At 62.3% G+C, this 26,551-nt stretch carries 30 protein-coding genes and 1 pseudogene; 11 read left to right on the forward strand and 20 right to left on the reverse strand.

Annotated elements, in window-relative coordinates; genetic code table 11:
* Positions 1–46: 46 nt before the first annotated feature.
* The 5 genes from KJJ24_RS01010 to KJJ24_RS01030 are packed head-to-tail and all read right to left on the reverse strand — an operon-like array spanning position 47 to position 3,121.
* The gene (locus KJJ24_RS01010) at positions 47–1,024 is read right to left on the reverse strand and encodes a VOC family protein (protein WP_214340191.1); all 978 of its coding nucleotides are present in this window, start codon (positions 1,022–1,024) and stop codon (positions 47–49) included.
* Between the two features lie 9 nt (positions 1,025–1,033).
* Positions 1,034–1,462, reverse strand: coding sequence for a heme-binding protein (locus tag KJJ24_RS01015; protein ID WP_214340193.1), 429 nt, complete (start codon positions 1,460–1,462; stop codon positions 1,034–1,036).
* A 7-nt stretch (positions 1,463–1,469) separates the two neighbouring features.
* Positions 1,470–1,727: a Nif11-like leader peptide family natural product precursor gene (locus tag KJJ24_RS01020; RefSeq protein ID WP_214340195.1), complete on the reverse strand. Its 258-nt coding sequence runs from the start codon at positions 1,725–1,727 to the stop codon at positions 1,470–1,472.
* Between the two features lie 13 nt (positions 1,728–1,740).
* A complete protein-coding gene (locus KJJ24_RS01025; protein WP_214340197.1) occupies positions 1,741–2,667 on the reverse strand; it encodes an SMP-30/gluconolactonase/LRE family protein in 927 nt (308 codons plus the stop codon).
* 1 nt (position 2,668) lies between these two features.
* Positions 2,669–3,121: a cupin domain-containing protein gene (locus KJJ24_RS01030; RefSeq protein WP_214340199.1), complete on the reverse strand. Its 453-nt coding sequence runs from the start codon at positions 3,119–3,121 to the stop codon at positions 2,669–2,671.
* A gap of 186 nt (positions 3,122–3,307) precedes the next feature.
* Between KJJ24_RS01030 and KJJ24_RS01035 the strand changes: the two genes are divergently transcribed.
* From KJJ24_RS01035 to KJJ24_RS01045, 3 genes are read left to right on the forward strand one after another with little or no spacing between them, the layout of a single operon-like run.
* Positions 3,308–4,114, forward strand: coding sequence for an SDR family NAD(P)-dependent oxidoreductase (locus KJJ24_RS01035; protein WP_214340201.1), 807 nt, complete (start codon positions 3,308–3,310; stop codon positions 4,112–4,114).
* Complete coding sequence (locus tag KJJ24_RS01040) at positions 4,111–4,824, forward strand: hypothetical protein (RefSeq protein ID WP_214340203.1); 714 nt, start codon at positions 4,111–4,113, stop codon at positions 4,822–4,824. The genes KJJ24_RS01035 and KJJ24_RS01040 overlap by 4 nt, the downstream gene beginning before the upstream one ends.
* 8 nt (positions 4,825–4,832) lie before the next feature.
* Positions 4,833–6,146 carry a chloride channel protein gene (locus KJJ24_RS01045; RefSeq protein WP_214340205.1) on the forward strand — a complete coding sequence of 438 codons (1,314 nt, stop codon included), beginning with the start codon at positions 4,833–4,835 and terminating at the stop codon, positions 6,144–6,146.
* On the opposite strand, the gene KJJ24_RS01050 is transcribed toward KJJ24_RS01045, so the two are convergent.
* Positions 6,141–7,463 carry an NAD(P)/FAD-dependent oxidoreductase gene (locus KJJ24_RS01050; RefSeq protein ID WP_214340207.1) on the reverse strand — a complete coding sequence of 441 codons (1,323 nt, stop codon included), beginning with the start codon at positions 7,461–7,463 and terminating at the stop codon, positions 6,141–6,143. The two genes, KJJ24_RS01045 and KJJ24_RS01050, sit on opposite strands and share 6 nt — an antisense overlap.
* A gap of 45 nt (positions 7,464–7,508) precedes the next feature.
* On the reverse strand, positions 7,509–7,886 hold the full coding sequence (locus KJJ24_RS01055) for a hypothetical protein (protein ID WP_214340209.1): 378 nt from the start codon (positions 7,884–7,886) through the stop codon (positions 7,509–7,511).
* 353 nt (positions 7,887–8,239) lie between these two features.
* On the opposite strand from KJJ24_RS01055, the gene KJJ24_RS01060 reads away from it, so the two are divergent.
* Entirely contained in the window at positions 8,240–8,917 is a 678-nt protein-coding gene (locus KJJ24_RS01060) for a triacylglycerol lipase (protein ID WP_214340211.1), read from the forward strand.
* A gap of 173 nt (positions 8,918–9,090) precedes the next feature.
* Here the strand turns inward: KJJ24_RS01060 and KJJ24_RS01065 are convergent, their stop codons facing one another.
* A complete protein-coding gene (locus tag KJJ24_RS01065; protein ID WP_214340213.1) occupies positions 9,091–10,632 on the reverse strand; it encodes an iron ABC transporter permease in 1,542 nt (513 codons plus the stop codon).
* Between the two features lie 161 nt (positions 10,633–10,793).
* Between KJJ24_RS01065 and KJJ24_RS01070 the strand changes: the two genes are divergently transcribed.
* Entirely contained in the window at positions 10,794–11,834 is a 1,041-nt protein-coding gene (locus KJJ24_RS01070; protein ID WP_214343117.1) for an extracellular solute-binding protein, read from the forward strand.
* Between the two features lie 196 nt (positions 11,835–12,030).
* A complete protein-coding gene (locus tag KJJ24_RS01075; protein WP_214340220.1) occupies positions 12,031–12,627 on the forward strand; it encodes a Crp/Fnr family transcriptional regulator in 597 nt (198 codons plus the stop codon).
* 3 nt (positions 12,628–12,630) lie between these two features.
* On the opposite strand, the gene KJJ24_RS01080 is transcribed toward KJJ24_RS01075, so the two are convergent.
* The 6 genes from KJJ24_RS01080 to KJJ24_RS01105 all read right to left on the reverse strand — a co-directional run bounded on the left by KJJ24_RS01080 (position 12,631) and on the right by KJJ24_RS01105 (position 16,552).
* Positions 12,631–12,873, reverse strand: coding sequence for a hypothetical protein (locus KJJ24_RS01080; RefSeq protein ID WP_214340221.1), 243 nt, complete (start codon positions 12,871–12,873; stop codon positions 12,631–12,633).
* Positions 12,866–13,321 carry an OsmC family protein gene (locus KJJ24_RS01085; protein WP_214340222.1) on the reverse strand — a complete coding sequence of 152 codons (456 nt, stop codon included), beginning with the start codon at positions 13,319–13,321 and terminating at the stop codon, positions 12,866–12,868. Before KJJ24_RS01085 ends, KJJ24_RS01080 begins: the two co-directional genes overlap by 8 nt.
* On the reverse strand, positions 13,318–14,163 hold the full coding sequence (locus KJJ24_RS01090; RefSeq protein ID WP_214340223.1) for a sulfite exporter TauE/SafE family protein: 846 nt from the start codon (positions 14,161–14,163) through the stop codon (positions 13,318–13,320). Before KJJ24_RS01090 ends, KJJ24_RS01085 begins: the two co-directional genes overlap by 4 nt.
* The gene (locus KJJ24_RS01095; protein WP_214340224.1) at positions 14,163–14,684 is read right to left on the reverse strand and encodes a rhodanese-like domain-containing protein; all 522 of its coding nucleotides are present in this window, start codon (positions 14,682–14,684) and stop codon (positions 14,163–14,165) included. Before KJJ24_RS01095 ends, KJJ24_RS01090 begins: the two co-directional genes overlap by 1 nt.
* 23 nt (positions 14,685–14,707) lie before the next feature.
* Positions 14,708–15,835: a rhodanese-like domain-containing protein gene (locus tag KJJ24_RS01100; protein WP_214340225.1), complete on the reverse strand. Its 1,128-nt coding sequence runs from the start codon at positions 15,833–15,835 to the stop codon at positions 14,708–14,710.
* Positions 15,836–15,913: 78 nt separating this feature from the next.
* Positions 15,914–16,552 (reverse strand): bifunctional 2-polyprenyl-6-hydroxyphenol methylase/3-demethylubiquinol 3-O-methyltransferase UbiG, encoded by a 639-nt coding sequence (locus tag KJJ24_RS01105; protein ID WP_214340226.1) that lies wholly within the window; start codon positions 16,550–16,552, stop codon positions 15,914–15,916.
* Between the two features lie 46 nt (positions 16,553–16,598).
* On the opposite strand from KJJ24_RS01105, the gene KJJ24_RS01110 reads away from it, so the two are divergent.
* A complete protein-coding gene (locus KJJ24_RS01110) occupies positions 16,599–16,919 on the forward strand; it encodes a helix-turn-helix transcriptional regulator (RefSeq protein WP_214340228.1) in 321 nt (106 codons plus the stop codon).
* Between the two features lie 9 nt (positions 16,920–16,928).
* Here the strand turns inward: KJJ24_RS01110 and KJJ24_RS01115 are convergent, their stop codons facing one another.
* A complete protein-coding gene (locus tag KJJ24_RS01115; RefSeq protein WP_214340230.1) occupies positions 16,929–17,279 on the reverse strand; it encodes a hypothetical protein in 351 nt (116 codons plus the stop codon).
* A 345-nt stretch (positions 17,280–17,624) separates the two neighbouring features.
* Between KJJ24_RS01115 and KJJ24_RS01120 the strand changes: the two genes are divergently transcribed.
* Positions 17,625–19,103 carry an NAD(P)/FAD-dependent oxidoreductase gene (locus KJJ24_RS01120; RefSeq protein ID WP_250544830.1) on the forward strand — a complete coding sequence of 493 codons (1,479 nt, stop codon included), beginning with the start codon at positions 17,625–17,627 and terminating at the stop codon, positions 19,101–19,103.
* 21 nt (positions 19,104–19,124) lie between these two features.
* On the opposite strand, the gene KJJ24_RS01125 is transcribed toward KJJ24_RS01120, so the two are convergent.
* The 3 genes from KJJ24_RS01125 to KJJ24_RS01135 form a co-directional block, all read right to left on the reverse strand.
* On the reverse strand, positions 19,125–20,714 hold the full coding sequence (locus tag KJJ24_RS01125) for an SGNH/GDSL hydrolase family protein (RefSeq protein WP_250544832.1): 1,590 nt from the start codon (positions 20,712–20,714) through the stop codon (positions 19,125–19,127).
* Positions 20,715–20,931: 217 nt separating this feature from the next.
* Entirely contained in the window at positions 20,932–22,137 is a 1,206-nt protein-coding gene (locus KJJ24_RS01130) for an NAD(P)-binding protein (RefSeq protein ID WP_250544833.1), read from the reverse strand.
* On the reverse strand, positions 22,127–22,510 hold the full coding sequence (locus tag KJJ24_RS01135; RefSeq protein WP_250544834.1) for a lysozyme inhibitor LprI family protein: 384 nt from the start codon (positions 22,508–22,510) through the stop codon (positions 22,127–22,129). Before KJJ24_RS01135 ends, KJJ24_RS01130 begins: the two co-directional genes overlap by 11 nt.
* 118 nt (positions 22,511–22,628) lie before the next feature.
* Between KJJ24_RS01135 and KJJ24_RS01140 the strand changes: the two genes are divergently transcribed.
* Positions 22,629–23,279 (forward strand): class I SAM-dependent methyltransferase, encoded by a 651-nt coding sequence (locus KJJ24_RS01140; RefSeq protein ID WP_214340233.1) that lies wholly within the window; start codon positions 22,629–22,631, stop codon positions 23,277–23,279.
* Between the two features lie 9 nt (positions 23,280–23,288).
* Here KJJ24_RS01140 and KJJ24_RS01145 read toward each other — a convergent pair whose 3' ends face one another.
* Entirely contained in the window at positions 23,289–23,618 is a 330-nt protein-coding gene (locus KJJ24_RS01145; RefSeq protein WP_250544835.1) for a hypothetical protein, read from the reverse strand.
* A 135-nt stretch (positions 23,619–23,753) separates the two neighbouring features.
* On the opposite strand from KJJ24_RS01145, the gene KJJ24_RS01150 reads away from it, so the two are divergent.
* Positions 23,754–24,266 (forward strand): hypothetical protein, encoded by a 513-nt coding sequence (locus KJJ24_RS01150; protein WP_214340234.1) that lies wholly within the window; start codon positions 23,754–23,756, stop codon positions 24,264–24,266.
* 387 nt (positions 24,267–24,653) lie between these two features.
* Here KJJ24_RS01150 and KJJ24_RS01155 read toward each other — a convergent pair whose 3' ends face one another.
* Positions 24,654–25,280 carry a DJ-1/PfpI family protein gene (locus KJJ24_RS01155; RefSeq protein WP_250544836.1) on the reverse strand — a complete coding sequence of 209 codons (627 nt, stop codon included), beginning with the start codon at positions 25,278–25,280 and terminating at the stop codon, positions 24,654–24,656.
* An 832-nt stretch (positions 25,281–26,112) separates the two neighbouring features.
* On the opposite strand from KJJ24_RS01155, the pseudogene KJJ24_RS01160 reads away from it, so the two are divergent.
* Positions 26,113–26,541, forward strand: a pseudogene (locus tag KJJ24_RS01160) (bifunctional hydroxymethylpyrimidine kinase/phosphomethylpyrimidine kinase); the annotation flags it as partial.
* Positions 26,542–26,551 lie beyond the last annotated feature (10 nt).

The following is a 26,551-nucleotide window of genomic DNA, read 5'->3' on the forward strand; positions in this document are numbered from 1 at the left end:
TGAGAAAAGTTAGATGGGGTTGTTCAGCAGCGCAGCGCAGCTGTGATCAGCTGCACACCAACTGCAGCTGATGGCCGTCGGGGTCGCGGATCTGCAGTGCTTGGCAAAAGCCCAGCGCTGTGGCCTGGTCGTTGCTCAGCTGGATCGCCCCTGGGCTCACCATGCTGCCGCCGAAGTGCTCTAGCTGGGAGGCGATGGCCTCGAGATCGCTCACCTCCAAACGGATCTGCCAATGGGCGGTGTCGGCGGCGTTTTGATCTCCAGGTAAGGAACGTCCGCCGCCAGGGTGGAGGTAGTTGAGGCACTCCACGCCAGCTCCTTCAGGGCAGCGGTGGCCTGTGATCCGCACCTCTGTGCCGTTGAGGCCATCGAGGTGATCTTGTTCCATCCCGCTGTTCACACCATCGCCGCCGAGGCGTAGGCCCAGCAGCTCTTCATAGAAGCGGCAGCTCCGCGGGGTGTCGGCATTGGCGATGGCGCTGTGGTCGATCCCCAGATATGGCGACGCTGCAGCCGGAGCGTGCCAGCGCGCCTCGCCTTTATCGGCTGGAAACTGCAACAGCTCGAGGCAATGGCCTTCCGGGTCGTGAAATTTGAAGGCCTGGATTCCAGAGGCGGCTTTGTTCCAGCTGGGGAGCGTTTGGGGGCGGCTGGAGATCGTGCGCAGTTGTCCTTGCTCGATCAGAGCTTGGATGGGTGCTGCGGCGGCATCCATGTCAGCCACCACAATGCAGATGTGCTGAAACCAGAGGTCGTTGCTGCGGGCGTCGGCGGGAATGGGCCGGCCAGGGCGTAGGCCTGGACCCAGCTCCACCACCTGCAGCAACTCCAGCTGTTCAGCCCCAAGCTGCAGCCGCACCAGCTTGAGTTGGCTGCCGTTCAGCCCAACAAGCTCGGCATAGTCGCCGCCGTTGATCTCCAGCGTGCTGCTGTGCCGGCAGCCCAGGTGCGTGCTGTAGAACTTCGCCACTGCCTCGGCGTTCTGGCAGGTGAAGCCGATACTGCGGATGTGAGGCGTTGCCATGCTCGAGGGTTAGCGAGACGTGCTGGTTAAGGCGTAGGCACCTGCGGCGGCAATAGCCGCATCGAGCTCGGGTGTCATGCCCGACACGCCAATGGCTCCGATGCACGCACCGTTGTGCAGCAGCGGCAGGCCGCCGCCCATGGCGACAGCTGCTTCCTTGAACACGGCTGAGAGTTGCAGGAGTGCAGGCCGCGCGCCATTGATCGCCGCTTCCTGATCAGCGGTGGGTTTGCCATTCAGCGCTGCCATGCGAGCTTTGGCCAGGGCCACCGAAGCGCTGGATGGGCTGGCCCCATCCAGGCGTAGCAGCAGCAGTGGATGGCCACCCCCATCGCAGATGGCCAGGCTCACCGTGGCCTGATGTTGCGCGGCCATCGCCTCCGCGGCGGCGGCGATGTGTTGGCAGTCGGCGAGCTCGAGTGCGGGGATCGTGCGCATTGGCCCTTCAGCTCCACACGATCTTCATCAGCCAGAGGTGGCCCTCCAGCTCCACCCCAGCGGCTGCAGCCTCAAGATCGCTGTCGCTCAAGCGCAGGGTGGCCTCGGCTTGATGTTTGACCAGATCCACGCCGGTGAAGCTGAAACCCTGTTCGGCCCCGAGCGCGGCGATCGCGTTGAGATTGGAACAGCTGCTGAAGCGTTGCAGCAAGGCGGCGTCGCCTTTCACCTGGTTGAGAAACGCTTCGAGTTGGGGATTGGCCATGGGACTGGAAGAATTAGCGCTGCCAGGTGGCACCGCGTGTGTTGGTGAACAGGGAATAGATCGCCGTGGAGGCGCACAGGAACAAACGGCTGCCATAGCGATCGCCGAAGCAGAGGTTTGACACGCGCTTCGGCACGAGCACTTTGCCGATCAACACCCCATCGGGTGCGATCACATGCACCCCATCGGCCGCGCCGCACCAGAGGTTGCCGTGCTCGTCGACGCGGAAGCCATCGGCCCAGCCTGGGCTGATCTTGTGGAACACCTCTCCACCGCTGAGGCTCATCCCATCGCTGTTGACGTGGAAGCGCCGGATGGATTGCCGCGGCTCGCTGGCTCCCGGCGCGCCGGATTCGGCCACATAAAGCAGTTGCTCATCGGGCGAGAAGGCCAGGCCGTTGGGACCGTCGAAATCGGTGGCCATCGCCTGGGCTACACCGGTGGCTGGATCGAGCCGGTACAGCGCTGGCGCTTGCTCGGAGGCTTGGCGTCCACCCTCGTAGTCGTTCATCAAGCCGTAGAGCGGATCGCTGAACCAGATGGAGCCATCGCTCTTCACCACCACGTCGTTGGGGGCATTGAGCCGTTGGCCGCGGGCCTGGCTCACCAGCGTGGTGATCGCACCGTTGTGTTCGTGGCGGGTGAGGCAGCGGCTGCGGTGATGGCACTGGATTAGCCGACCCTCGAGGTCACGGGTCTGGCCATTGGCGAAGTCGGATGGCTCGAGGAAGGTGCTGATGCCGTGTTGGGCGCTCCAGCGCAGGGTGCGGTTGTTGGGGATGTCGCTGAAGAGCAGGCATGCGTGGTCGCCAAACCACACCGGCCCTTCCAGCCAGCGGAAGCCCTCGGCTAGTCGCTCGAGCTCAGCGTTGAACAGCACCAGCTGCTCAAATCGCTTGTCGTAGCTCTCGGTACAGGTCGAGGGATACGTGGTTGCCATCTCAGCCAGCTAGCTCCGGGATCGGGGGCGGAGGCACCTCCGGGCCGAACTGCACCAGCATCAGCACCGCCGGCTGATCGCCCACCGTCCAGGAACGATGTCCGCGCTTGCCGTTGTGCTCTGTGGTGGCTTGGTCGGCGCCGAATGACACCATGCCCGGCCCCATCTCCACCCGATCGCCATCCATGGTTTCGACGCCCCAGCTGCCGCTCAGCGGCACGATCCATTGCGGAGCGGGGTTTTCATGCCAATCGCCTTGCCAACCTGGGGGCAACACGGTGAACAGCAGAGTCATGCCGCCTTGAACGCGCTGGCCAATCCATTGGGCGCTGGCCCCGGCGCTGATCGCGTTCATCACAAAGCCATCAATCCGGCCCTGCCGTTGGCGGCTGATGCCCTTGGCATCGGTGAACACATGCCAGTAGGGAATGGAGGGTGGATCTTGCTGAGCCATTGGAACGTGCCCCTGCCTGCTGGGGTTGTTGCTGCAACGTAGGGATGCTTCGCCAGTTGTCAGCCGATTGTCATCGCAATGGAGAGGTCGGTTGGCTCAGCAGGTGTTGCGAGTGGTGTTGCAGCTTGCAGCGCAAGATCGATGAAGTCTCTAGGTTCTGATGAACAACATCGATGGCCCGCCATCATGACCACCACCAATCCCTACGCCCTTGAGACCCTCTCCAACCTGCTCAAGGGCAAGGTGATCGTCGTGACCGGTGGCAACAGCGGTATCGGTAAATCGATTGTGGAAGTGGTGGCGCGCCTTGGCGCCAAGGTTGTGATCGACTACCGCTCCCACCCCGAGGCCACCGAGGCGATTGAAGAGGAGATCGGTGAGCTGGGCGGTAGCTGCTGCGGCGTGCAGGCCGATGTGTCGAACCTCGACGACCTACAGCGCCTGGTGCAGGAAGCGGTCAATCGCTACGGCCGTCTCGATGTGATGGTGAACAACGCTGGTATCGAAACCCGCACCTCGATCCTCGACACCACGCCTGAGGATTTCGACAAGGTGCTGAATGTGAACCTGCGCGGTGTGTTCTTTGCCACGCAGTACGCCGCCAAGCAGATGATCGCCCAGGGCAGCGGCGGCCGCATCATCAACATCTCCTCGGTGCATGAAGACTGGCCGATGCCAAACAACACGCCCTATTGCGTGGCGAAAGGTGGTGTTCGCATGCTCACCCGTACCGCCGGTGTGGAATTGGCTTCCCAAGGCGTGTCGATCGTGAATGTGGGCCCAGGTGCAGTGGCCACTCCGATCAACGACTCCACGATGAACAATCCAGAGCTGCTTTCCAAGCTCAACGCTGCCATCCCCATGGGGCGCATGGCCCAGCCTGAAGAGATCGCCAAGGTGGTGGCCTTCCTGGCCAGTGATGCCGCCAGCTACATCACCGCCACCAGCATCTTTGCCGACGGCGGCATCATGCAGAGCAGCCCTGGTCTGTGAAGCTCACCCGCGAGCAGCTGCAGCGGATCCGCCATCGCCATCTCGGCTATCGGATCACGCTGGTTTACGAGCTGGTGCTGTTGCTGATGCTGCCGCTGGCGCAGCTGTTCATACCGCTGTTGTCGCTGTTGCTCATCGGCCAGGCGTTGGTGCTCATGGTGTTCGTGAGTCGGTTCAGTTCGTTGAAGCGCACGCGTCCATTGATGTACGGCCTTGGCTGCACGGCCATCGCCTTAGAGGTGATCTGGCATCTGGCACTGACCTTCAGCCCGGGCTTCGGCCGAGCGCTCACCCTGCCTCATGTGGTGGTTTGGGTGATGTTTCTGCTGGTGGCCGTGGTGCGCAAAGTGCGCTCCTTGATCCGGGAGCCTTTCGTCACCATGTCGGTTGTGCTGGGTGCGGCATCCGGCTACCTCACGGTGGGGATTGCTGGCGGTGTGTTGCTCACGGCGATGTGGGTGCTTCAGCCTGCGGCTTTTTTGACATCGGCGTTGCCAGCCCTCACGGCCAGCGGAGATGCCAGCGTGGCGATGGCGCCTTCCCTGATGGCAGCCTCCTTCGGCTTGCTGACCACGGTGGGCACTGACGTGCTCACCCCCAGCAACGTGGCTGTTCAGGTGATCGCCAACGTGATCACCATTGCTGGTCAGCTATACGTGGCCATCTTGATCGCGCTGATCCTGGGTCGCGTTCAGAAACGGCTCTCCTGACTGACTGAATGACGCAATTGAAGGCATTGATCCGGCGGCTGCTCCAGCTCGGGATCCTGGGTTTGTTTGTTGGTCTGCTCTGCTGGCCGTTCAACCTCTTGGATCGTTGGGGCGATCAGCTGCTCGAGCTGTTGCCAGCGTTCAGTGGCACCCCCTGGCGTCCGCTCACGCTGTTGCTTGCACTAGCCCCTCTGCTGGTGCTGCCTCTGCTGCTGGTGCTTCAGAGCAGATCGTTCAGTCGCGGTAAGGGGTCGGGTATACCCCAGGCGATGACCAGCATTGAGCATCCCGACCAGGCTGGATCGCTTTTGGGGCTAGTGCCCACTGTGCAGCGGTTGCTGTTGTGGGGCCTGGCCACCCTCAGCCTGATGCCCTTGGGGCGGGAGGGTCCGGTGGTGCAGGTGGGTGCGACAGCGGCTTATTGGTTGCGGCGCCGCTTTCCTGGTTGGCTGCGTGAGTTGAACCACGCAGATCTGCTTGCGGTGGCTGGTGGTGCAGGCCTGGCCGGAGGTTTCAACACCCCGCTGCTGGGGGTGGTGTTTGTGGCGGAGGAGTTTATGGGCACCTTCTCGGTGGGGTTGATCTGGCCAGCTCTGGTGATCGGGGCTTTGGCCGCAGCCTTCAGCAGCGTGGTGGGCCAGCCCGAATTTGCTCTGGGCATGGTGGGCGTCGCTCCCTCTGAATTGAGCCAGCTGGCCTGGGCCCTGCCGATCGGTGCTCTGGCGGGAGGGCTTGGCGCTCTCTTCGCGCGTTTGCTCCTGGACGCCACGCGCCGCTGGCGCCGCATCGTTCAGCAGCAACCACTGCGCTTCGGGTTGCTGCTGGGGGGGGTGCTCAGTGTGTTTCTGCTGATCAGCGGAGGTGCCGCCGGCTGTGACGGAGAGCTCTTGATGACCCACATGATCGAGGGCGGCTCACCCACGAATTTCCTGCTGCCAGGGCTGTTTGGTGATCTGCTCACCCTTGTGCTGCGGGTGGTTGGGCCCATCCTGGCCCTGGGTGCAGGCATCCCCGGCGGCCTGATCGACCCTTCCTTCACCTTCGGTGCTGTTCTGGGCCACAGCCTGGGAGATACCGCCATGGCCGCTCAGCTCGGCCTCACCCTCGGGATGGTGGCTGGATTGGCCGGGGCCACCCAGTTGCCCGTGCTGGCCGTGCTCTTCGGTGTGCGCATGGCCGGTGATCAGCAGCTCTTGCCCGGATTGTTGTTGGCGGCCGTGATCGCGGCTTATGTGAGCCGGCTGGTGGTGGCCAAGCCGGTGTATCACGCCCTCAAAGATCTGGCCGATCAGCCGATGCCAGCTGCTGAGCCCGCTCTATGACGGTGCGCCAGTAATCACGAGGGCCGAGCGTTCGCGGGTGAAGATCAGCCACAGCCATTTGGTGAGCAGTGTTAACCGGTTTTCGCGATCGGGCATGAAGGCCAGGTGAGCCAAACCCCAGAGCAGCCACCCGAACACGCCACTCACCTTGACGCCCCGAAGGTCTGCAACGGCGAAGAGCGAGCCCACAATCGCCATTGTGCCGAAGTCGGTGAACGCAAAGGCGGGGTGCTGTTGGTTTTGCTGTTTGGCCAGGATGTCTTTGGCGACCCACACGCCCATCTGCACAGCTGGGCCAGCCATCCCGGGTAGCGGTTTGCCGTCTTTGGTGTGGGTGTAACTGCAGAGATCGCCCAAAACACGAATCTCTGGATGCCCAGGGATGGAGAAATCGGGCTCCACCGGGATGCGGCCACCGCGATCGGTGTTGCAGCCGGTGCGATCCGCCAGCAACTTGCCCAGAGGTGATGCGGCTACACCAGCGGTCCAGCAGATGGTTTGGGCCTCCAGGGTGACCTCACCATCGCTGGTGGTCACCGTGAGCTTGCCCTCTTCGATCGTTTTCACCCTGCCCCCTAGCAGCAGTTCCACGCCACAGCGCTTGAGGTGGTCGCCGGCGGCTTGCGAGAGCTGGGGGTCCATCGCCCGCAGCACCCGATCGCCGGGGTCAACCAACGTCACCTTGCAATGGGTGGGATCGATCTGTTTGAAGTCGCGCTCAAGGGTGTGGCGCATCAAATCGTTGAGGGAGGCCGCGAGCTCGCAGCCTGTGGGGCCGCCGCCCACCACCACCACGGATTGCAACAGGCGGCGCTTGTCGAGATCGGGGGTTTGCTCAGCTTCCTCGAGGGCTCCCAGCACCCGCTTGCGAATGCCGTAGGCATCTTCGAGCGATTTCATCGGCGTGGCGTATTGCGCCCATTCGTCGTGGCCGAAGAAGCTGCTGGTGGCGCCGGTGGCCAAGATCAGATGGTCGTAACGCAGTCGCCGGTCGTTGAAAACCACCTCCTTGGCGTTGGCGTCGATGTCAACCACCTCCCCCATCAGGATCTGAACGTTGGGGGCCTTGCCGATCATGATCCGCAGCGGTGAAGCCACGTCGGTCTGCGACACCAGGCCTGAGGCCACCTGATACAGCATGGGCTGAAACAGGTTGAAGTTGCGTTTGTCGATCAGGGTGACCCGCACGGTCTTGCCGGCGAAGGTCTGAGCCGCCTTCAAGCCCGCGAATCCCGCGCCCACGATCACCACATGGGGCGCTTGCCTGAGCAGCTCAGACGGTGGTGTGAGTTCGAGAAAGAACCGCTCCGGTGCCATCGATGCCTACAGCGTTAGCCGCACGCTAACGAGACTTGCCTCGAATCACAGCCCGATCTTCACGTTGACGGGAGCCTTGGGCTGTACGTCAACCTCCATAGGTTTGTCCTCACTCATTTTGATTTGAATCGGATTGGGATTGCTGACTTCCACCTGCACAGGGGTTCGGTTGTTCACGCTCAACTGGATCGGTGATTGCTCGGTGACCTGAACCTTCACGTCTCCGCTGTGGAGCATTTGTAGTGGCTTCGGCATGCTCAGCACACCTTCAACCTGACCAGCGAGGTTGAGCGGTTCGGCAAAGCTCAGCACCAAGCGCAGCTGGATCGGATGTTGGCTGCTGCGCAACAGAACCCCGATCAGCATCGTGCCAAGAGCCAGCACCGTGAGAGGCCAGCGCAGCTTCAGCCAGTAAGGATCCATCGGCCCATGGGTGCAGGGGCCCATTCAAGCGAGTGAACGTTGTTGCTGCAGGCGTGCCTCAGCGGCGGCCCAGCAGCTCTTCCCACGTGGGTTGGTGGGGTGTTGGACGCTGTTGTTGGGCTTTGGGGCGGTGGCTAGGGGCCTTGGTTGGTTTGTGGGTGGGGATGTGAATGGTCATCGTTGTGTTGCTTTGAGTTATCTGTCGCTTTGCCTCGATGACAACCGAGATGACGGCTGCCGTTCAAACTCCCTCTCAAGGGAGAGCGGATCGGGCGTGAAGGGATGCGGCGCGTTGGTGCTCGCCGATCGGTTCACAGAGTCACCATAGACCCTGTCGAAAGAGAGCGCTACACGTGCCTGCTCAACCCGTGCTGATTCTGGGTGGATTTCTGATCACCGAAGAGGCCTATCAGCCGATGTGCAGCTGGTTGCAGCAGCACACGCATCAGCCGGTTGAGCTGGTGCCAGCCAACCGTTTCGATTGGCTGCTCACTTCCTGGGCCTTCGGCTGGCGGCGCTTGTTGGATCGGGTGGCCGCTCAAGCAGAGGTGTTGGCCGCTCGCTCAGCCACAGGCAAGGTAACGCTGATCGGCCACAGCTCTGGTGGTGTGATGCTGCGCCTCTTTCTGGCAGATACTCCCTTCGCTGGGCGCCGATACGACGGCAAGCGAAGGGCTGATCGGCTTTACACGCTGGGGAGCCCCCACACAGCTCTGCGGGCCACACCGCTGCGGCAGATGGTGGATCGCCTTTACCCCGGAGCCTGCTTCGCCGATCAGGTGCACTACCTCTCTGTGGCCGGTGCCTTGTCGGCCGGTGATGGCTCGGCCCTCAGTCAACGCATGGCCCCGGGCTCCTACCAAGCCATCGCTGGTTGCCGTGATCTGAAGGGGGATGGCCTGGTGCCGGTGCAGTCGGCGCTGCTGGATGGTTCGGAGCAGATCACGCTGTCGGGCGTTGCTCACGGGGGTGCCTTTGGTGCTCACTGGTATGGCACACCTGCGGTGGTGCAGCAGTGGTGGCGGGGCTGAGGCCGAGCTGCTGATCGGCCCAGTGGGCCATCAAAGCCGCCATCAGGCTTTGGCGGTCGCCATGCAAGCGCAACATCGACGGAGGGGGGTCGCTCCCGGAAGCATCTCGCCGGCGCTAGATCCCTGCGGAACGATTGCTGCCGGAGGGAGCAGCAAAAGACACACCCCGAGGTTCAGCGTCGCTCGAGCCGCTCCAAGCTGGGGATCAGCGCTATGGCAGCCAGGATTCCCAGCGCCAGGATTAACAGGGCTGGAACCAGGGCTGCCCCCACCCGCTCATCACTGGCGTACTGGTATACCCGCACAGCCAGGGTGTCGAAATCAAAGGGGCGCAGGGCAAAGGTGAGGGGCAGCTCCTTCACGGTGTCCACGAACACCAGCAGTCCACCCACCAGGAGTGGACCCCGCAGCAATGGCAGATGCACACGCCGCAAGACTCCGAGCCAGCTGTTGCCGAGGGAGGTGGCGGCTTCATCCACGCTCGGTGGGATCCGCTCCAGGGCGGCATCGAGCCCGCCCTTCGAGACCGCCAGGAAACGATCGCTGTAACCCCACACCAGCAGCAGCAAGGGAGCCAGCGATAGCGGACCCCCGATCAGCATCAGGGCTAGGGCCAGCACCGTTCCGGGGATCGCGTAGCCCAGACCAGCGATGAAGGTGAGACGGCGCAGCGCGCTATTCGGGATCCAGCGCTTGGCGATGGCCAAGAGCAGGCCGCCGGCCACGGTGAGGGCCGCTGCTAGGAGGGCCAGGCCGAAGCTGCGACTACCGAGTGTCAACAGTTCGGTGGTGTCTTCAGCGGGGATCTGATCCCAGCTCAGGGCAGCCCAGATCACCGGGAGCCCCAGGGTGATCAGCGGTGGAATCAGGCATAGAGCCTGGCCGAACCAGCGTCGCTGCCCCTCAAGGCGCCACTGGGGGTCGACGTCGCCGTCGTTGCCAAGGTTCCAGCAGCGGCTGCGCTGGCGCAGGTTGCGTTCAGCGCCCACCAGCAGGGCCACGATCACCAGTGCCATCAAGGCCAGAGCTACGGCACCCTGTGGATCGCCATCCTGTTGCCAGCGATTGAGAATGCCGGTGGAGAGGGTTGGCACGCCGAGCAGCTGCACCGCGCCAAGTTCATTCACCACCTCCATTCCCCCCAAAGCCACGCCGGCACCAATGGCCGGTAGTGCCATGGGCAGGGCGACACGCCAGAAACTTCCCCAGGGGCCCACGCCCAGGCTGCGGCAGGCTTCGAGCTGGCGGCGGCCGCTCACCGAGAAGCTCTCAGTCGAGAGCAGGAACACGTAGCTGTAGGTGCTCAGCACCATCACGATCAGCGCGGGGGTGAATCCGTGCACCCGTACGCCATAGCGGCTGCCAAGGTCGATCCAGGTTGCGGCCAGCAGATAGCTGGGGGTGGCCAGGGGCAGTAATTGGGCAATGCGCAGCCAACGGCGGCCTGGAAAGGCGCAACGGGCCGTGAGCCAGCCTGTGGCGGTGCCCAGTAGAGCGGTGAGCAGTCCCACCAGGGCCACCAGGGCGAGGGTGTTCACCACCTGCTCCACCCCGCCGTAGCCGAGATCGAAGCGGGATCCCTCGCTGGCAGCGAAAGCAAACCAGCCCAGGCTGAGCACCGGGGCCAGGGCCAAGCTGCAGAGAAGCAGCACGCCCGCCCCAAGCAGGCCGCGCTGTGGACTTTGTGGCGCTGCCTGGTCTGGGAGAGGAACCATCGCCAAAAAGCCTACGGGCAAGGCCTTTGCACGCGTTGATGTGACATTTGTCACACCCTCGGGTTGGCAATGATCGCTCTCCTACTCCTGAGGAGTTGCTGCTGGCCATAGTGCCGAGCAAGAACACATTTCATCCCTTGACGTTCCCTTCGTTGCGTTCATTGCGCCGACCCGAATCCATCGGTGCTTTCGTCCTGTTGGCGGTGACCGGGGCCGGTGCGGCGATCATGGCCACCGGCGTGGTGACAGCCCAGGGCCAGAACCAAGAGATCGGGGTCTACTCCGGCCGTCACTACAACACCGACAAGGAGCTCTACCGGCAGTTCACGGCTCGCACGGGCATCAAGGTGAAGTTGCTCGAGGCCAAAGACGATGCCCTGATCGAGCGGGTGCGTACCGAAGGCCAGAACAGTCCCGCCGATGTGCTGGTTCTGGTGGATGCCGCCCGTCTCGACAAGGCCTCCGACATGGGTCTGTTCCGTCCCACCTCCTCGGTTGTGCTCAATCGCGATGTGCCGGCCAATCTGCGCGATGCCCAAGGGCGCTGGTTCGGGCTCACTCGTCGCGTTCGGGTGCCGGTGGTGAACCCTAAGTTGGTGAACCCAGCCAGCATCCGCAGCTATGCCGACCTGGCCAATCCGGCCTTGAAGGGCAAGCTCTGCCTGCGGGATAGCAAGAGCGTTTACAACCAATCGCTCGTTGCGGATCAGATGATCCTGCGGGGTGATGCCGCCACGGCGACCTGGGTGAAGGGCATGACCTCCAATGTGACCAAGCCCTACTTCACCTCCGATACGCCCTTGATCCGCGCTGTGGCCAATGGCCAGTGCGGCGTGGGCCTGGTGAACACCTATTACCTCGCTCGGATGATCTCGGGTGACAACGGTGCGGCCGATCAAGCCATGGCAGACAAGGTGAAGGTGGTGTTCACCAATCCGGCACACGTGAATATCTCAGGTGCAGGGGTGGTGAAAACCTCCAAGAACCCCCAGGCCGCTCTGAAACTGATTGAGTTCCTGGCCTCACCTACCGGTGGTCGCGGCTACGCCGAGGCCAACAACGAATATCCGCTCAAGGGCTACGGCAATAACGCGATCCTTCAGCAGTTCGGCACCTTCAAGGCCGACGGCGTGTCGGCGGAACAGATGGGTGCCAAGAACAAGGCGGCCGTGCAGCTGATGGCGCGCAACGGCTGGAAGTAGAGGTGATTTGAAGCGGGAGCAGCTCCCGCCTCGCATTGCATCGAGCCGCCTGGGCCATCCGCCCGAGGCGGCTTTTTGATGCCCTAGAGGCCCTTTGGTTCGCAGTTGCTCAATGCTATTGAGAATCGCTTGCAAAAAGCGCCAAGCTTCTCTACATTGCGACGCATTCGCAATTAGCCCTGCTTTGGATGGGTCCATGAGCTTTCGTTTCCTTCCCGAGTCCCCTGTGAGCGCCGTGCGGATGCCGGTTGGGCAGACCGTGCTGCTCGATCCCTCCCTGCGGCCAGAGGGCAGCTGCATCGAAGTGTTGGAGGGGATGGCCCGTGTGTATTGCCCCTGTGAGGAAACCGAGGGCATGACCCTGGCCTTCCTGCAACCTGGTGATCAGCTGCGCACGGATCGCCTCTGCAGCGAAGGCGTGTGCGTGGAGGCCCTCACGCCCTTGTTGTTCAGCACCGAGGCGGAGCCCACCGCTGAGGCTGGCTTTGATCCAGTCAATGAATGGACGCTGCAACTGCTGCGCATCCGCCATCTCGGCAACGCCGAGCAACGCCTGCACGCTTTGCTCAGCCTTTTGGTGCGGCGGATGGGCCGCCGCTGTGGTGATTGGTGCGATTTGCCGTTCCGCCTCACCCACGAGCGCATTGGGGAGTTGATCGGTGCCACCCGGGTGACCACCACCCGGATGATCTCCAAGATCCGGCAAGCCAAGTTGATCGAGGTTCCCGCCGGCGACACCTGCCTGCGGCTGGCTCCGGCGCTGGTGGAGTCGGCACCCCTGGTAGCCGCTTGAGGATTACGCCTCTGGATCGTCAGGGAATTCCCTGTGATGCAGAGCCTTGAGTTGATCGGCTTCGAACCGCCGCCGGTCTGCCTCCTGCAGCTGTAGGGCCTTCGCCATCGGGCACCAATCTTCCAAAGCTGGCTCGTTGAGGGTGTAGCTGCCGAACTCCGCCCGCATCCTTTCCATGCACTCCAAGGAGCAGTGCTGGGGAAAGCGGGGGCAGTGCTCGATGGGCTGCGTGGTTGGTTCAGGCATGAGCTGATGTTCTCGTCCCCGAAGCCAGGGGTGTGACGGTGATGGTTTTACCCACAGACTCCGGCAGGTTTTTGGAAATCGGGCACAGCTTCATCCGCTCCTGCATGTAGGCCATCACCTCGTTGCTGGCATTGGTGTTGCGCTCGATGCGGATGCGGAAGTCGCCCTGCACGTGCTCGATGATCCACTCACTGCTCGTGGTGACGTTGAAATCGGCCTGCACCTCCTGCAAAGCAATGCCCTTCTCATGGGCATTGGCCACCAGGTAAACGTGCTGACAGAGCAGCAGGGAAATCAGATAAATCCGGAATCCCGGCATGGTGAAGCTCAGTTGCTGAGGCTCCCAGAGACCGGAGTCGCTCAGGAACTCCACCACCAGATCACGGGTGCCTCGCTCAGGCGGGCAATGGCTGCTGCGCAGCTTGAAGCGAAAGGTGCGCTGACTCATGGTTTTTGTGCCACAAAAGAGTGCCCGCGGCTGACCAGCAGCTCAGGGGCAACGTGTTGGGCCAGTTCATCGCGTTCACTGGCGGGTTGACGTTTCCAGGCTTCAAGGCCGCTCATCAGCGCTGAGCCGATCAGCAGGATCGAGAACCCTTGGCGTAGGCGGCGATCGCTGAGATGGGGTGCGAGCCGTTGGCCCACCACGGCGCCCACGGCGCCGCCTCCGAGCAGGGGCAGCATCAGCTGCAGGCTCTGGCTAGGCCAGTGGCCGAGGGCGCCTAAGGCCACCAGGGCATTCACGGCGATCAGGAGCAGGCTGGTGCCACTGGCTAGCTGCATTGGCAGACCTGCCAGCAACACCAGGGCCGGCACGATCGCAAAGCCGCCGCCGACGCCGGCGATCCCGGTGAGGAGGCCCACCAGCACGCCTTGTATGGCAAGGAGTGCAGGGCGCGGCCGAGGCGCCTGATCGGAGCCTTGGCCGCGGGTGAGCAGCCAGGAGGCCACCAAGGCCGCCGCACTGAACACTCCCAGCTGCACCGATTCCGGGATCAGGCCGGCCTTCACCCAGCTACCCCCAAGCCAGCTGCCGGCCAAGGCGGGAATGCCCAGGATCAACGCCGGGCGCAGAGCGAACTGGCCGCGGCGCACATAGGGCCCAAGGTTGGCGAGGGCCAGGAGCATCACCACCAACAGCGACAGCGGCACCGCCTCACGGGTGGGCAGGGCCGCACCACTCACCAGCAGGGGCAGCAGCAGGATTGAGCCTCCGGCTCCCAGCACCGAGAGCAGGAAGCCGATCAGGCCGCCGCCAAACCCAAGGAGCAGCAGAGCGCTGAAGGCCATCAGATCGACACCCGATTCCAGGGCATCACGGCCAACAGCCGGGCCATGCCACAGAAGCCACTCACGCCGGCGAAGGTGAGGCCTGCACCCACAAACCAGGTGATGGCAATCCAGCCGGGGGCCACCACGTTGCTGAGGATCAGCCCCAACAGGATCAGCGATCCAGCCGCGATCTGCACCTGACGCATCAGCGGCAGGGGAGCGTTCTTGAGCTTGCGCAGTGGATAGCCGGCCTGCTGCCAGTTGGGCACCCCGCCGGCCAGATCCACCACGGGATGGGGATGACCGCGATCCAGCAGACGATTGAGCCCTTGGGCACTGCGGTTACCGCTTTGGCATACCAGCACCAGGGGGCCTTGGGGTAAGTCGGCCTGATGCAGGCGGTTGAGGGGCACGTTCATGCTCCCGGCGATGTGGCCGCTGGCGTATTCCATCGGCTCCCTCACATCAATCACAGTGATGCGCTTGCTGGCCAGTTGATCGGCCAGGTCTTGGGCGGAGATGCTCTGTGTGCTGTTCATGGTTCGCGTGAAGAGGGTTTGATTCAGAGAGCGGCTGTGCCGCAGAGGGGATAGCCCTCATCGCTCCAGCGGCTCAGGCCGCCGCGCAGGTTGGCCACATCGCCGAAGCCTTCCTTGAGCAGCTGCTGGGTGGCGAGGGCCGAGCGGCTGCCGGAATGGCACACCACCACCACCGGTTGGTCGGAGGGGATCTCCTGGCGGCGCTGCTCTAATTCCGGCAGGGGGATGTTGAGGCTGCCGCTGATGTAGCCATCGGGGCCCTCCAGCTCCTCGGGGCCACGCACATCCAAGATGGTGAGATCGCTCTGATGGGCGGCCACCCAAGCCGGTGCGAGTTCGGGCAGCCCCGCATAGCTGCGCTGCACCGGAGCCCAAGCCACGCGCGCCTGGGCTTCGCGTGGCTTGCCTGCGCGCATGTTGCCCGGCAGGGCCTCGGCGATTTTGTGGGGGTGGGGGAGCTTCATGTTGTGCATGTGGCCCACGAAGTCCCGCTCGGTAGCGGCGCCGCCGAGGCGGGCATTGAACGCCTTTTCCTCCACCACCGACGACACGGTGCGGCCCGTGTAGTCATGCCCCGGATACAGCAGGCAGGAGTCGGGCAGGCTGAAGATCTGCTCGGTGATCGAGGCCCAGAGGGTGTGGGCATTGCCCTGCTGGAAGTCGCAGCGGCCGCAGCCCCGCACCAGCAGCGCATCGCCGGTGAAGGCCATCGATTGATCGTCGAGCACGAAGCTGACGCAGCCATCAGTGTGCCCCGGGGTGCTGCGCACGTCGATAAACCGGCTGCCGAAGGCGAGGCGATCACCGTGTTCCAGCGGGCGGGTGACATTTTGGGCTCGGGCGGCGGCGGCCAGGCCGATGGCACAGCCCGTGGCTTCATGCATCAGCCAACTGCCCGTCACATGGTCGGCATGGGCGTGGGTATCGATCGAGGCCACCAGGTCGATCCCCAGTTCGTGAATCAGGGACAGGTCGCGGCTGTGCTGCTCAAACACCGGGTCGATCAAGAGACCCTGGCGGCTGGCGACGTCAGCGAGCAGATACGTGAAGGTGCCGGTGGCGGCATCAAACAGTTGCCGAAACAGCAGATTGCCGCCACCGGCAGCAGCCATCAGCGAGATGGCGGGGGCGGCGGCCGTGGTTGCGGTCATGGGCGAACGGTCACACACTGGTATGACCATACACGCATAACCCCATCATTGCAATGGCTGTCTGGATGGGCGCGGTGGTTAGTCGCTAGCTGGGTGGTCTGGTTTGCGCCCCAGCGCCTGCACCACGGCGCTCTGGCCGTGGTGGTAGCGACCTTCTTCGATCCAGCGTTCGCGCTCCTGCAGCACCAACCAATCCAGTCCCTGCAGTTCTTGGCGTAGTTGATTCGGTTCGATCAGCAGTTCGGCGGTCGGTGGGCCGCCGCTGCCGTGCGGAAGCTGGCGTGGGGTGTAGGCCTCAAGGATGATGTGGCCGCCTGGGCGCAAGGCCCGCACGGCCCGCCGGTGCACCACGGCTCGCAGCTCCGCCGGCAGGTGCATCCAAATCGCCACGATCAGATCGGTGCTTTGTGGGTCTGGTTCAAAGTCGGCAAGATCGCAGCAGAGGCAGTGCACCTGCACGTTCTTCGCGGCGGCGAGGGTCTGCGCCCGCTCCAGTCCCACGCTGCTGAGGTCTTGCAGGGTCACGTGATGCCCCAGCTCCGCCAAGAAAATGCCGTTGCGGCCTTGGCCTTCTGCCAGGCAGAGGGCATCTCCTTGGGGCAGCAGTGGGGCCTGTTGGCGCAAGAAGTCGTTGGGTTCGCAGCCGTAGGCCCAGTCCTGTTCCCTATAGCGGTTGTCCCAGAACTGGCTTGGGTGGGCCTGAGGAAGGTCGGGCATAATGCGTCTATCGTCATAGGTCATTGTCATGGGTGCCTCAGGCTCCATGCCGTCTCCTCAGTTACTCGAGGAGTACAGCCAGTTTTTTCGTTTGCTGAGTGAGCCGGCCCGGCTGCAGCTGCTGTGTCATCTCAAGCAGGGGCCAACCGATGTGGCCACCTTGATCGATGCCACCGGTTTTTCTCAGTCGCACATCAGTCGTCAGCTCGGTCAGTTGCAGCGAGCTGGTTTAGTGCGCTGTGATCGCGACGGCGCTCGCACCATCTGGCAGGCGGAGGGGGATTTGGTGGATGAGCTCTGCCATTTGGTGCAATCGCGTCTCAAGCAGCGCTTGGAAAGCCAGCTTCAGCAATTGGAGGCGGCCTGATCTGCTGCCTCAGCAGCACCCAAACAGGCGGGCATCGGCTTCGAGAAACAGTTGATACGTGGTTTCATCGTCTACGCCAGCCACAGCGATCGACACGGTCTGGCGCGGCGGGCAGACTTCCACCGCTAGAGACACAGCGCTGTCGCGATGGACGGCGTGAAACGTGGCGCTCTGCGCATCTCCTGAGTAGAGGGTCTCTGCGTCCCGGTTAAACCCCAGTTCGCGAGAGATCAAGGTGATGCCTGCCAGGGATCGGGTTAGCCCAGCGTCGGAATGGAGTGCCGTCACGTACACAAACGGGGCGGTTTGCGGTGTGTTGTCGGCTAACGGACTAGCAAGCGTTTGGAGCAGCTGGCGCATGGCTCGAAATGGGGCTCCCGCAGAGCGACGGGCAGCTCGCGTTTGGCTTGAATTTTATGCCTGATCCACCAGATCTGCAGGCTTGGTTTGGTATTGCCTCCATGGGTGGTGTTTCGTGCGGGTTGCTGGCGTTTGCCTGATCTGGTTCAGCGTTCTTGTCGCCATGCACCGAGGTGGCGGATGGCGCCGACCAACTCGGCCCTAGGGCCCGATGCCAAGCCTCGTAACAATGAGTGGGTGGGCCTCTGGCGCTGGGCTGCACACTGAACGGGTGCGTGATCGCCTGCCCTGAAGCCTGATCTGATTGTTGTTGGCAGCGGCCTGGGTGGCCTCTGTTGCGGCGCCTTGGCCGCATACCACGGCTTAGACGTGTTGGTGCTCGAGGCCCACGACCGCCCCGGTGGAGCGGCCCATGGTTTTGAGCGCCGCGGTTTTCACTTCGAATCGGGCCCATCGCTGTGGAGCGGCCTAGGGCGCTGGCCATCCGCCAATCCCCTGGCTCAGGTGCTGCGGGCGGTGGGGGAAGCGGTGCCGGTGGTGTCCTACGAGGAGTGGGGCCTGCTCTTGCCGGAGGGGCAGCTGCGCATCGGTGTGGGCGCCGAGCCCTTTCTCCAGGCCGTACAGCAGCTCAGGGGTGCTGCAGCTGTCGAGGAATGGCGCACTTTCATGGCGTGGCTCGAGCCCTACTGCCGTGCTGCTGCATCGCTGCCGTTGTTGGCGATGCGTCCGGGCTTAGGGATGGCTGGTGTGTTGGGGGCTCGTGGCTCGGCCACCCTGCTCCGTCAGGCGCCGCGGCTGGCGGCTCTCGGGGGTGCCTTTGGGCCTATGGCGCGGCGGCATCTGAGGGATCCCTTCCTGCTCCATTGGGTGGAGATGCTCTGTTTCCTGATCTCCGGCCTGCCGATGGATCAGACCAGCGCCGCCGCAATGGCCACGCTCTTCGGCGAATGGTTCGAGCCCAATGCCAGCCTCGACTACCCGCTAGGGGGCAGTGCTGCGGTGGCAGAGGCGTTGGTGCGTGGCCTTCGCCGCCATGGCGGTGAGTTGCGCCTGCGCGCGGTGGTGCGCCGGATTCGCCTGGAAGGCAACCGGGCCATCGGAGTGGAGCTCGACAATGGCGAGTTGCTGGATGCACGCCTCGGCGTGGTGAGCAATGCCAGCCCCTGGGACACCCTCAATCTCCTGCCTGAGGAAGGTGTTCCTCGCCGCTGGCGCCGTCAGAGTGCCGCCACGCCGGCCTGCGCCAGTTTTCTTCACTGGCATGTGGGCCTGCGGGGTGAAAGCCTTGAAAGCCTTCCCATCCATCACGTTTGGGTGGGCGATTGGCAGCGCGGCATCGGCGCCGAGCGCAACATGTTGGTGTTCTCAATGCCGTCCCTGCTTGACCCGCAGCTGGCACCAGAGGGCCAGCATGGATTACACGCCTACAGCCCTGCCAATGAACCCTGGGAACTGTGGCGGGATCTCGAGCAGGGCACCAGCGCCTACGAGGCGTTGAAGGCCGAGCGCTGCGGGATTTTCCGTGAAGTCTTCAGCCAGCTGGTGCCGGATCTCGCGGATCGGATTGTGCTGGAGCTCCAGGGCACACCCCACACTCACCGGCGCTATTTGCGGGTGCATCAAGGGAGCTACGGGCCGGCCATCGGCGCTGATCGATCGCCGTTTCCTGGCGGGAGTACGCCAATCGATGGATTACAGCTCTGCGGGGCAGGAGTGTTTCCGGGCATCGGCGTTCCGCCGGTTGCCGTGAGCGGTGCAATGGCCGCCCACAGCTTCGTGCCGGCGGCCAAGCAAAAAGCACTGCTGCAGGAGCTAGGGCTTTAACGCTGCGTCAAGCTCAGCCCGTCAGCTGATCCAGTCGGGGTTGAAGGTGGTGATGCCATCCAACTGAATCTGAAGATTGGCAGCACCGTCTCCATTGAGGTCCCCTTGGAGCAGTCCATCTGCAAAGCGCAGCTCACCAGCCAAGCCGCTGAATGCAGCGTTGGCAATGTATGTCCAACCCTGCCCGACCAGGCTGTCTGACATGCCCAAGACGGCATTGATGCCAAGGCGATCACCTTGCCGTGGATTGAAGTCGAGAATGCGATCAATCTCTCCAGGTTCGGTGTCAGCCTCGCTGAAGCGGAAAAAGTCTGCACCGGAGCCGCCTCTAAAGCGTTCATCCCCTCCTTTCCCTTCCAAGACGTCGTCGCCCCGGCCGCCTGAGAGCAGTTCATTGTTGCCGCGACCGATCAAGACATCATTGCCGCGTCGGCCTTTTAGGATCTGATCATTGCTTTTGCCGATAATCAGATCGTTCTTGATACTGCCTTTCACAACTTCAGCACTGCTCTTGATGGTGTTGGTGAGCGTTGCGGCTGCTGTGCGACTGCGCACACTCTTCAGCGTGAGTTCAACAGCATTGCCCAGCATGTGGTGACCGCTGCTGGTGGGATGTAAGTCGTCGAAGTAGAGGTAGCTGTTGGTTGGTTTGTCGGCCGGATCGAGCGGGCCTTGGGCAGAGCCAAGCGTGTTGTCGATACCGTAGCTGGCAAAATCGCCGAGCTTTTTGCCGAAAGTGGCGTATTGCGCTTGGTATTCGGGATTGAAGTTGATCAGATTTGCGTAGGGGAATGCCTTTTGGACGTCGGCCACCATGGCTGCGACATCATTGCGAAATTGATCAATGATGCCGGCATCGATTTGGTTGCCCCATTCCTTCAGCCAGTCGGGGGCTGTAGGCAGACTGGCGGCCAGGATTAAGCCCGTGAGGAAGGGAGCTTCATAGGTCACACCATTCACCACGCCTCGAATTGGGGACACGGCCGTGAGCATGGCTTGGCGTGCATCGCCAAAGCGCAAGACTGTTTCCAGGTCGTTGCGCAGTTGTTCGACCAGTTGGTTGAGCGATGCATCCAGTGGCTGTTCTGCGGAATAAGCCAGAAGGAGGTCATTCCCTCCCGCCCACGTTACGGCGAGATGATCACTGTCGAGGCGTACGCCCTGCTGGCCCAGGGCGTTGTTGATCTGCGATGCAACCCCGAGATTCTCAAGTTGAAGCTCTGCTGCCGCGGTTGGATCGGCGAACTGATAAAGCGTTGTGGGGCCACTTGTGGCGCCTCCCATGGCATACGACGTACCAGCCTGTGTTTCTGCAGCTAGGTCTGGAGGGCTAACGAGTTCATTGGCATAAAGGTAGTAAGGGTTGGCCGGTAAATCGGCTTGATCTGTGAGCCGCCCTGGGCGTAGGCCTAGGGTTTTGGAAAGGCGAGTTTGCCAGTTGCTTTGACCGTTACTGAAGGTGACACCACTCCAGGTAGGTGAAGCTTCCGGGCTAAGCACATCACGCTGTGCTTCTGCTGCTCGAGAGCCGTAATCGCTGAGGCTGTCGCCAAAAACATACAAGCCATCAAATTGGCGGCTCAGGCTTTTCGAGCGAGAGGATTTTCCCATTTTTATTCCATATCCTTTCTACTCTAGTCGTTTGCGTTGGTTGTGTTGTGATTGTTGCCAATGTTCATTGGCTGCTCGTGTGTTGCTCGGTCTTTAGGCGGCGGAGCGATCCTTTGCTTGCGAGATGTTTGGTGCTGTGGGCGGGAGTTTCTGCCTCTTGCGGCCGCTGGTTTTGTGTTGCCGTTGGTTTTGCTATCGCCGCGTGAGCCTGATGCACTTAGTGAGAGCTTGGTGGTGAGAGTTCCTGGATCTGATCCGCTAATGCCTCGGCGCTACGTAGGGCTCCTTCCACCCTGCCGAAGCCCAGGCCCGCTATCGCATCGCCGCAGAAGCCGATTCGGCTGTTGGCGCAGAGACTGAGCTCAAAAGATAGGCCGGGCGTCTGTGGGAAGGCCGCTCCCCAGCGCATCAGTTGACGCTCCGCTCCGGCGGTGTTGATCTGCAGGGCGTCTTGCACGGCTTGATCCAAGGCCTGCATCACCTGGGCCTCCGCTAGGGGGTCTGGTCCGGCACCCAGCAGTTGCGCCGCGGAGGAGCGAGAGCCAAACACCTGCATGTGTTGCGCCGCAAAGGCAGGGCTCGATTCCACCACGACCCCCCAGCGTCCGCCAGCCATCGCCTGCTGTGAGACGCGCCGGATGCCCCAGCGCTGCTGGGCTGCAGCGCTGAACTGCAGCAGCTGCCAGGGTTGTTGCCGCCAGGCGCCAGCGCTGGCTTCGCTGAATGTGAGCAGCAGATTGCTACTGGCGGTTGATGTGATGTCGCCCAGAGCTGCCGTGGCTTGGAGCAACTGCGGATCGCCCAGCCGAGCCGCTGCTTGTTGCAACGGCACCTCTGACCAGCCGAACACGCTTTGGCAGCGGGGGGAGGCCAGCAGGGTTCCACTCAGCACCAGCCAGCGGCATCTCAGGAGTGCTTGGCCATCACTTCCTCGCAAGATCCAGCCTTCGCCATGGCCGATTGGCTCCAGCTGGCGCACCAAGGTGTTGGTGCGCAATGGCGTGGGCTGGTTCCGTTGCGCCAGGTTTAACAGGCCCCGGCAGAGATGATCCATCTGAGGTGTCCCTTGCCAAGTGGCTCCACTGCTAAGCGGATCGCGCAGTGCTCCCCCGAGCCGCCCTTCGCCATCGAGGCTGCAGATCGCTCCGGAGAAGGGTGATATCCAGCCGGCATCACGCAGAGGGGTCAGCAGCTTGGGCTCAGGCTTGCCGCTGATGTTGAACAGAGGCGCGCCATGGTTGAGAGCAAAGCCTGGATCTCGTCGCGAGCGCCGCGTGGCGGTGCGCCCTCCCGGGCCTCGGCCGATTTCCAGCAGGGTGAGTGAACCGCTCCAGCCCCCGAGGCGCAGGGATGCGGCCAAGGCACACCCGGCGGTGCCGGCACCGATCACCGCCAGGTCTACGGCGTCTGGGCTAGTGACCAAGTTTCTCCAGGAGCACGTCGGTGAGCTTGATCTCGCAGTTGGTTACGAAGATGCCGAAACCGGTTCCTTGAAAGGCCAGGGAATTCATGTAGGCGCAGGCTTGGTTGCGTGCCGCGCGGAACTGTTCGTATTGCACCTGCGGATCGGCGCTGCTTTTGAAAAAGCTCGTGAGGGTGTCACTCCAGAGCGGCAGAAAGCGATGGCCGGGCATCGCCTCCGCCTCGGTTCTGATGGTCTGCATGGCCTGTTTCAGGGCTGCATCCCTGGTCTTCAGTACTGCCATCACGCAGCGCGTCATCTCCACGGTGCTGCCGGCTTCGCTGCACTCAGCTGGCTGCGCTTGAGCTGGATGCACCAGCGCCAGTGGAAGCAAGGATGCTGCAGCGAGGTTGACTAGGTAACGGGGCATAAGTTGCGGTGGGTGTCTGCAGTGTGGGCGCTCAGAGCCTGATCTACACCGTTAGCGTTGCAGCCGATTCGCAGGATGGCGCGTGGCGGTTCAGGTGCTCAGTGAGGCCCAGCGCCGCAAGTGGGATAGCAGCGATGATCAGCTCTTTTACGCCGAGCCCCGCTTCGTGCAGCACCTGGATGCTGGGTTCCGTGACCGCCTCACCCAGCTGTACCGCGATCGAATTCCAGAGAGGGCAGTGGTGCTCGATTTGATGTCGAGTTGGGTGTCGCACCTTCCCGACGAAGTGATCTACGAGCGGGTGATCGGGCACGGGCTCAATGAGAAAGAGTTGGCGGCGAATCGGCGGCTGGATAGCCACTGGATGCAGAACCTCAACCTCAATCAGGAGATCCCTCTGAAGAGCGGCAGTGTGGATGCCGTGCTGATCGTGGCCGGATGGCAATACCTCCAATACCCCGAAGCGGTGGCGGCCGAACTGCTGCGCATCACCCGCCCTGGCGGGCAGGTGATCGTGTCGTTCTCCAACCGTATGTTTTTCACCAAGGCGCCGCAGGTGTGGGCCGATGGCAGTGATCGCGATCACCTCGGCTACGTGGCGGAGGTGTTGATGGCGCAGGGGTGGTCGAAGCCCGAGCTGGTGGCCGAGGAGACACGCGCTCAGGGCTTGAAGGGCCTGGTGGGTGGCAAGGGCGATCCTTTCTTTTCGGTGATGGCCACCAGGCCTGAATGAAGCCTGCTGCTACTCCGCCGTGCTGCGGCCGCCGGCCATCAGCCCCAGCACGGCGATCGCCCCGAATAGAACGCCAACGCCTGCAGAAATGGCCACTGACAGCAGCGGCTTGTCTTGCACCGGCTGGCTCAGGCGAGGGCGCAGGCTGGCATCGAGTTCATGCAGTTTTGCGTCGAGTTGTTTCTGGAGAGGCTCAATGGCTTCAATCACCTGGGACCGCACACTGCGGTTCTCCTGAGTGGTTTGCTGTTCCTGCAGCATGTTGAGCTCCTGCCGCTCAGGTTCCGCCACAGCGGCCTTGCCGTTGCTGGAGATCTCGGTGTTAAAGGGGGGCACCATGACGCATCAATGAGGAAGGTCTACTGATTCACTAGCTCCGTCCCCCCGCCCTGGTGCTGCGACTTTTTGATGCCTTCAGGTTTCCATGCTCATTGCTTTTGAGCGCAATTTCCCTTACAAATCTTGGCTCGATTGATGGCTCTTCGACCCGATGCTGATCGCCTGTTCGTGCTGGAGCAGAAGGCGCGCCAGAGCGGAACAGGCTTGCTGGCTGCGGATCTGCAGGGATGTTGGCGGCTCGAGATGGTGTGGCCGAAGGGTTCGCGCCGTGCCGCTGCCTTCAGTGGCTGGATGTTGAGGGGCCTGGCGGCGCGGCTGGAGATTGGCTCCGATGCCGAGGGGCTGCTCCTGAATAATGCGGTGAACCTTGGCACCATCGAGCTGCGCTTTCGCGGGCGCGGCTGGCTGCAAGGTTCGCGGCCGCTGTTGCAATTCAGCTTTGATCAAGTGCACCTCAGCATCGCTGGCTTCACGCTGTTGCGGCGCAGTCTTCCGCAACCGCCACCCAAGCGGCTGCCTTTTTTTGCCTTGATTCACCGTGATCCCAGCGGTTGGCTGGCGGCAAGGGGCCGTGGAGGTGGCCTGGCGTTGTGGTGTCTCGCCGATGGCGTGGCCATAGCTGCCAACATGGGCCCCACGGCATCCTGAGCTCGCCATGGCTTGTTCGCGCTGCGGAAGCTGGTCTGTTCGTTCTGATCGCAGCTTGGCCGGGCGGATGGTGTGCGGTCGCTGCGGAACTCCGTTGCAGGGGGTGCAACGCGGTGGCGGTCGAAGGATTCTGCCGGTGTTGCCAAGCCGTGGGCGCTGGCGTTGGTGGGTCCTGGCGTTAGTGATTGGAGCGGCTGCTTTGGCCGCGATTGATCCAGGATCACGTCAGCCCCTGATCCCCCATGGTTCCAGCGATCGCCCTCTCGAACGGTGGCAGTGATCGCTCGTCGTATCAGCTGATCTGGCTTCCAACTCTTTTGGGCAAGCTTGGATGCGGTGGTTGATGGGGCTGGTGGCTTGCCGTTGGCGCTCTGCTTGAGCGAGGGGTTAGGTATCCCTCGCGTAGGCAGGCGCCGCGGGATTGGTGTTGTGGCACGAGCCATAGCGCTTGCTTGACGGGTAGTACTCCGAAGCGAGTTGAACCCTTGATGCGGATTCCTCGCCTGCCACTGCTGCAATGAACGCGAGGGTCATGTCAATGCCTGCCGAAATTCCTGCAGAAGACCATAAGTTCTCGTCTTGAACGAAGCGCTCTTCGACTACGGTGACGTTGCCAAGTGCTCGCAATCGTTCAAGTGATCCCCAGTGTGTCGTTGCCTTCTTGCCTGTTAGAAGACCGGCGGCATGCAGCACAAATGAGCCAGTGCAGATGGAGAGAATCGCCTGGCATCCTTTACTGCGAGTAGCAACGAACTCAAGGAGCTTTGTATTCGTGACTTCAACTCGGGTTCCTTGCCCACCAGGCACAAGCAGGTAGTCCAGCGGCGGACAGTCTTCGAAGGTGACGTGCGGGTTGACCGAGAGGCCCTTCGCGCAATTGATTGGTCCAGCATGCTCCGAGACCACGAGGCACTTTGGTCCACCTGCTACCTGCTGCCACGTCGTGAGCATTTCCCACGGGCCAACGAAGTCGAGTTCCTCGACGTTGGGGAAGATGAGTATTCCGAAGGTCATGGCTTGCTGCGAGAGGCGTATTGGGATGCCTAACCACCGTATACAGGGAGACATGTATTGCCCGGGTTTCTTGCTGGAAGATCTGCCTGCCGTCAGACATCACACGAGGTGGTGTCGGATGTATGCAGAGAGATCCATCAGGAGCCGATGGTATCCATCCGCTACGGCTTGGAAACAAACCATGAACGGTTTCTTGTGCTCGGATATGTCAAGGGGATGGCTCTTGGTGGCTGTTGTCTATAGGAGGAAGGAAGGCTTTAGTGGCGAGTTTAGTTTGGGCTAATTGCATGAAAAGATGTTATTCTATGCTTGCGCGTGTGTAGTGGCTGGGCGGGCGCTTCGGAGAATCGCATTGGTGCGATGATTGCGGGATCAGGATTCATGGCGAGACTGGTGCTCGCTACAGGTTCATGAAGGTATTGATCTCCTTCAGTTCTATCTGAAGAGACGGCTTCGTTTTGATCGCATCACTTCTAAGGGCTCGATAGCGATTGACTGTCTCTTGGGTGGGCTGTCTACGGGGTTTGATCCCTTCTGTTTCTAGGTATGGAAGAACTCCCAGCCACATCACCTGTTTTCTCTTCTCGTATGTGCACTGCGAGAACACTCTTCCTCGAACCCTCTTCTCCGAGCTTCTGAGGTGGTCCTCGATCTCCTGCTTGATCGTTCAGCTGACGTCCTTGCGCCTCATGCGGTTCTTCTAGGTCTCAGGGTTGGTATGACCGGTAGTAGAACGCCAAGGGGTCGAGCTCCTAGCTGAGTCCCTCGCCGCTGCCGTTGAAGACCATGGTTCTGCTGTGGAGCTTGGGCATCTTTGGAGACTTCTGACCTCATGGACCGAACCACGCCAGAACTCAATGACAGACCTGATATTGCGCTCACAATCGGCGGTAGTGATTCCGGTGGCGGCGCCGGCATCCAGGCCGATCTGAAAACGTTTCTTGCCCTGCAAGTGCATGGCTGCTCCGCGATCACCTGCGTCACGGCTCAGAACACCTGCGGTGTGAGCCGGGTGGATGCGCTGCCACCGGAGGCTCTCTCGGCTCAGATCGAAGCAGTGCTCACCGATTTACCGGTGGCGGCCTTGAAAACCGGGATGCTGCTGAATCGCTCGTTGATCGAGGTCACCGCTCGCGCGCTGGAGCCACTCACAATCCCTCGTCTGATCGATCCGGTGATGGTGTCGCGCGCTGGATCAGTGCTGCTGGAGCCGGAGGCGATCGAGGCCTACCGACAACGTTTGTTGCCCCTAGCTGTTGTGTCTCACCACG

The organism is Synechococcus sp. LA31, from assembly GCF_018502385.1.
Classification (GTDB): Bacteria; Cyanobacteriota; Cyanobacteriia; order PCC-6307; family Cyanobiaceae; genus Vulcanococcus.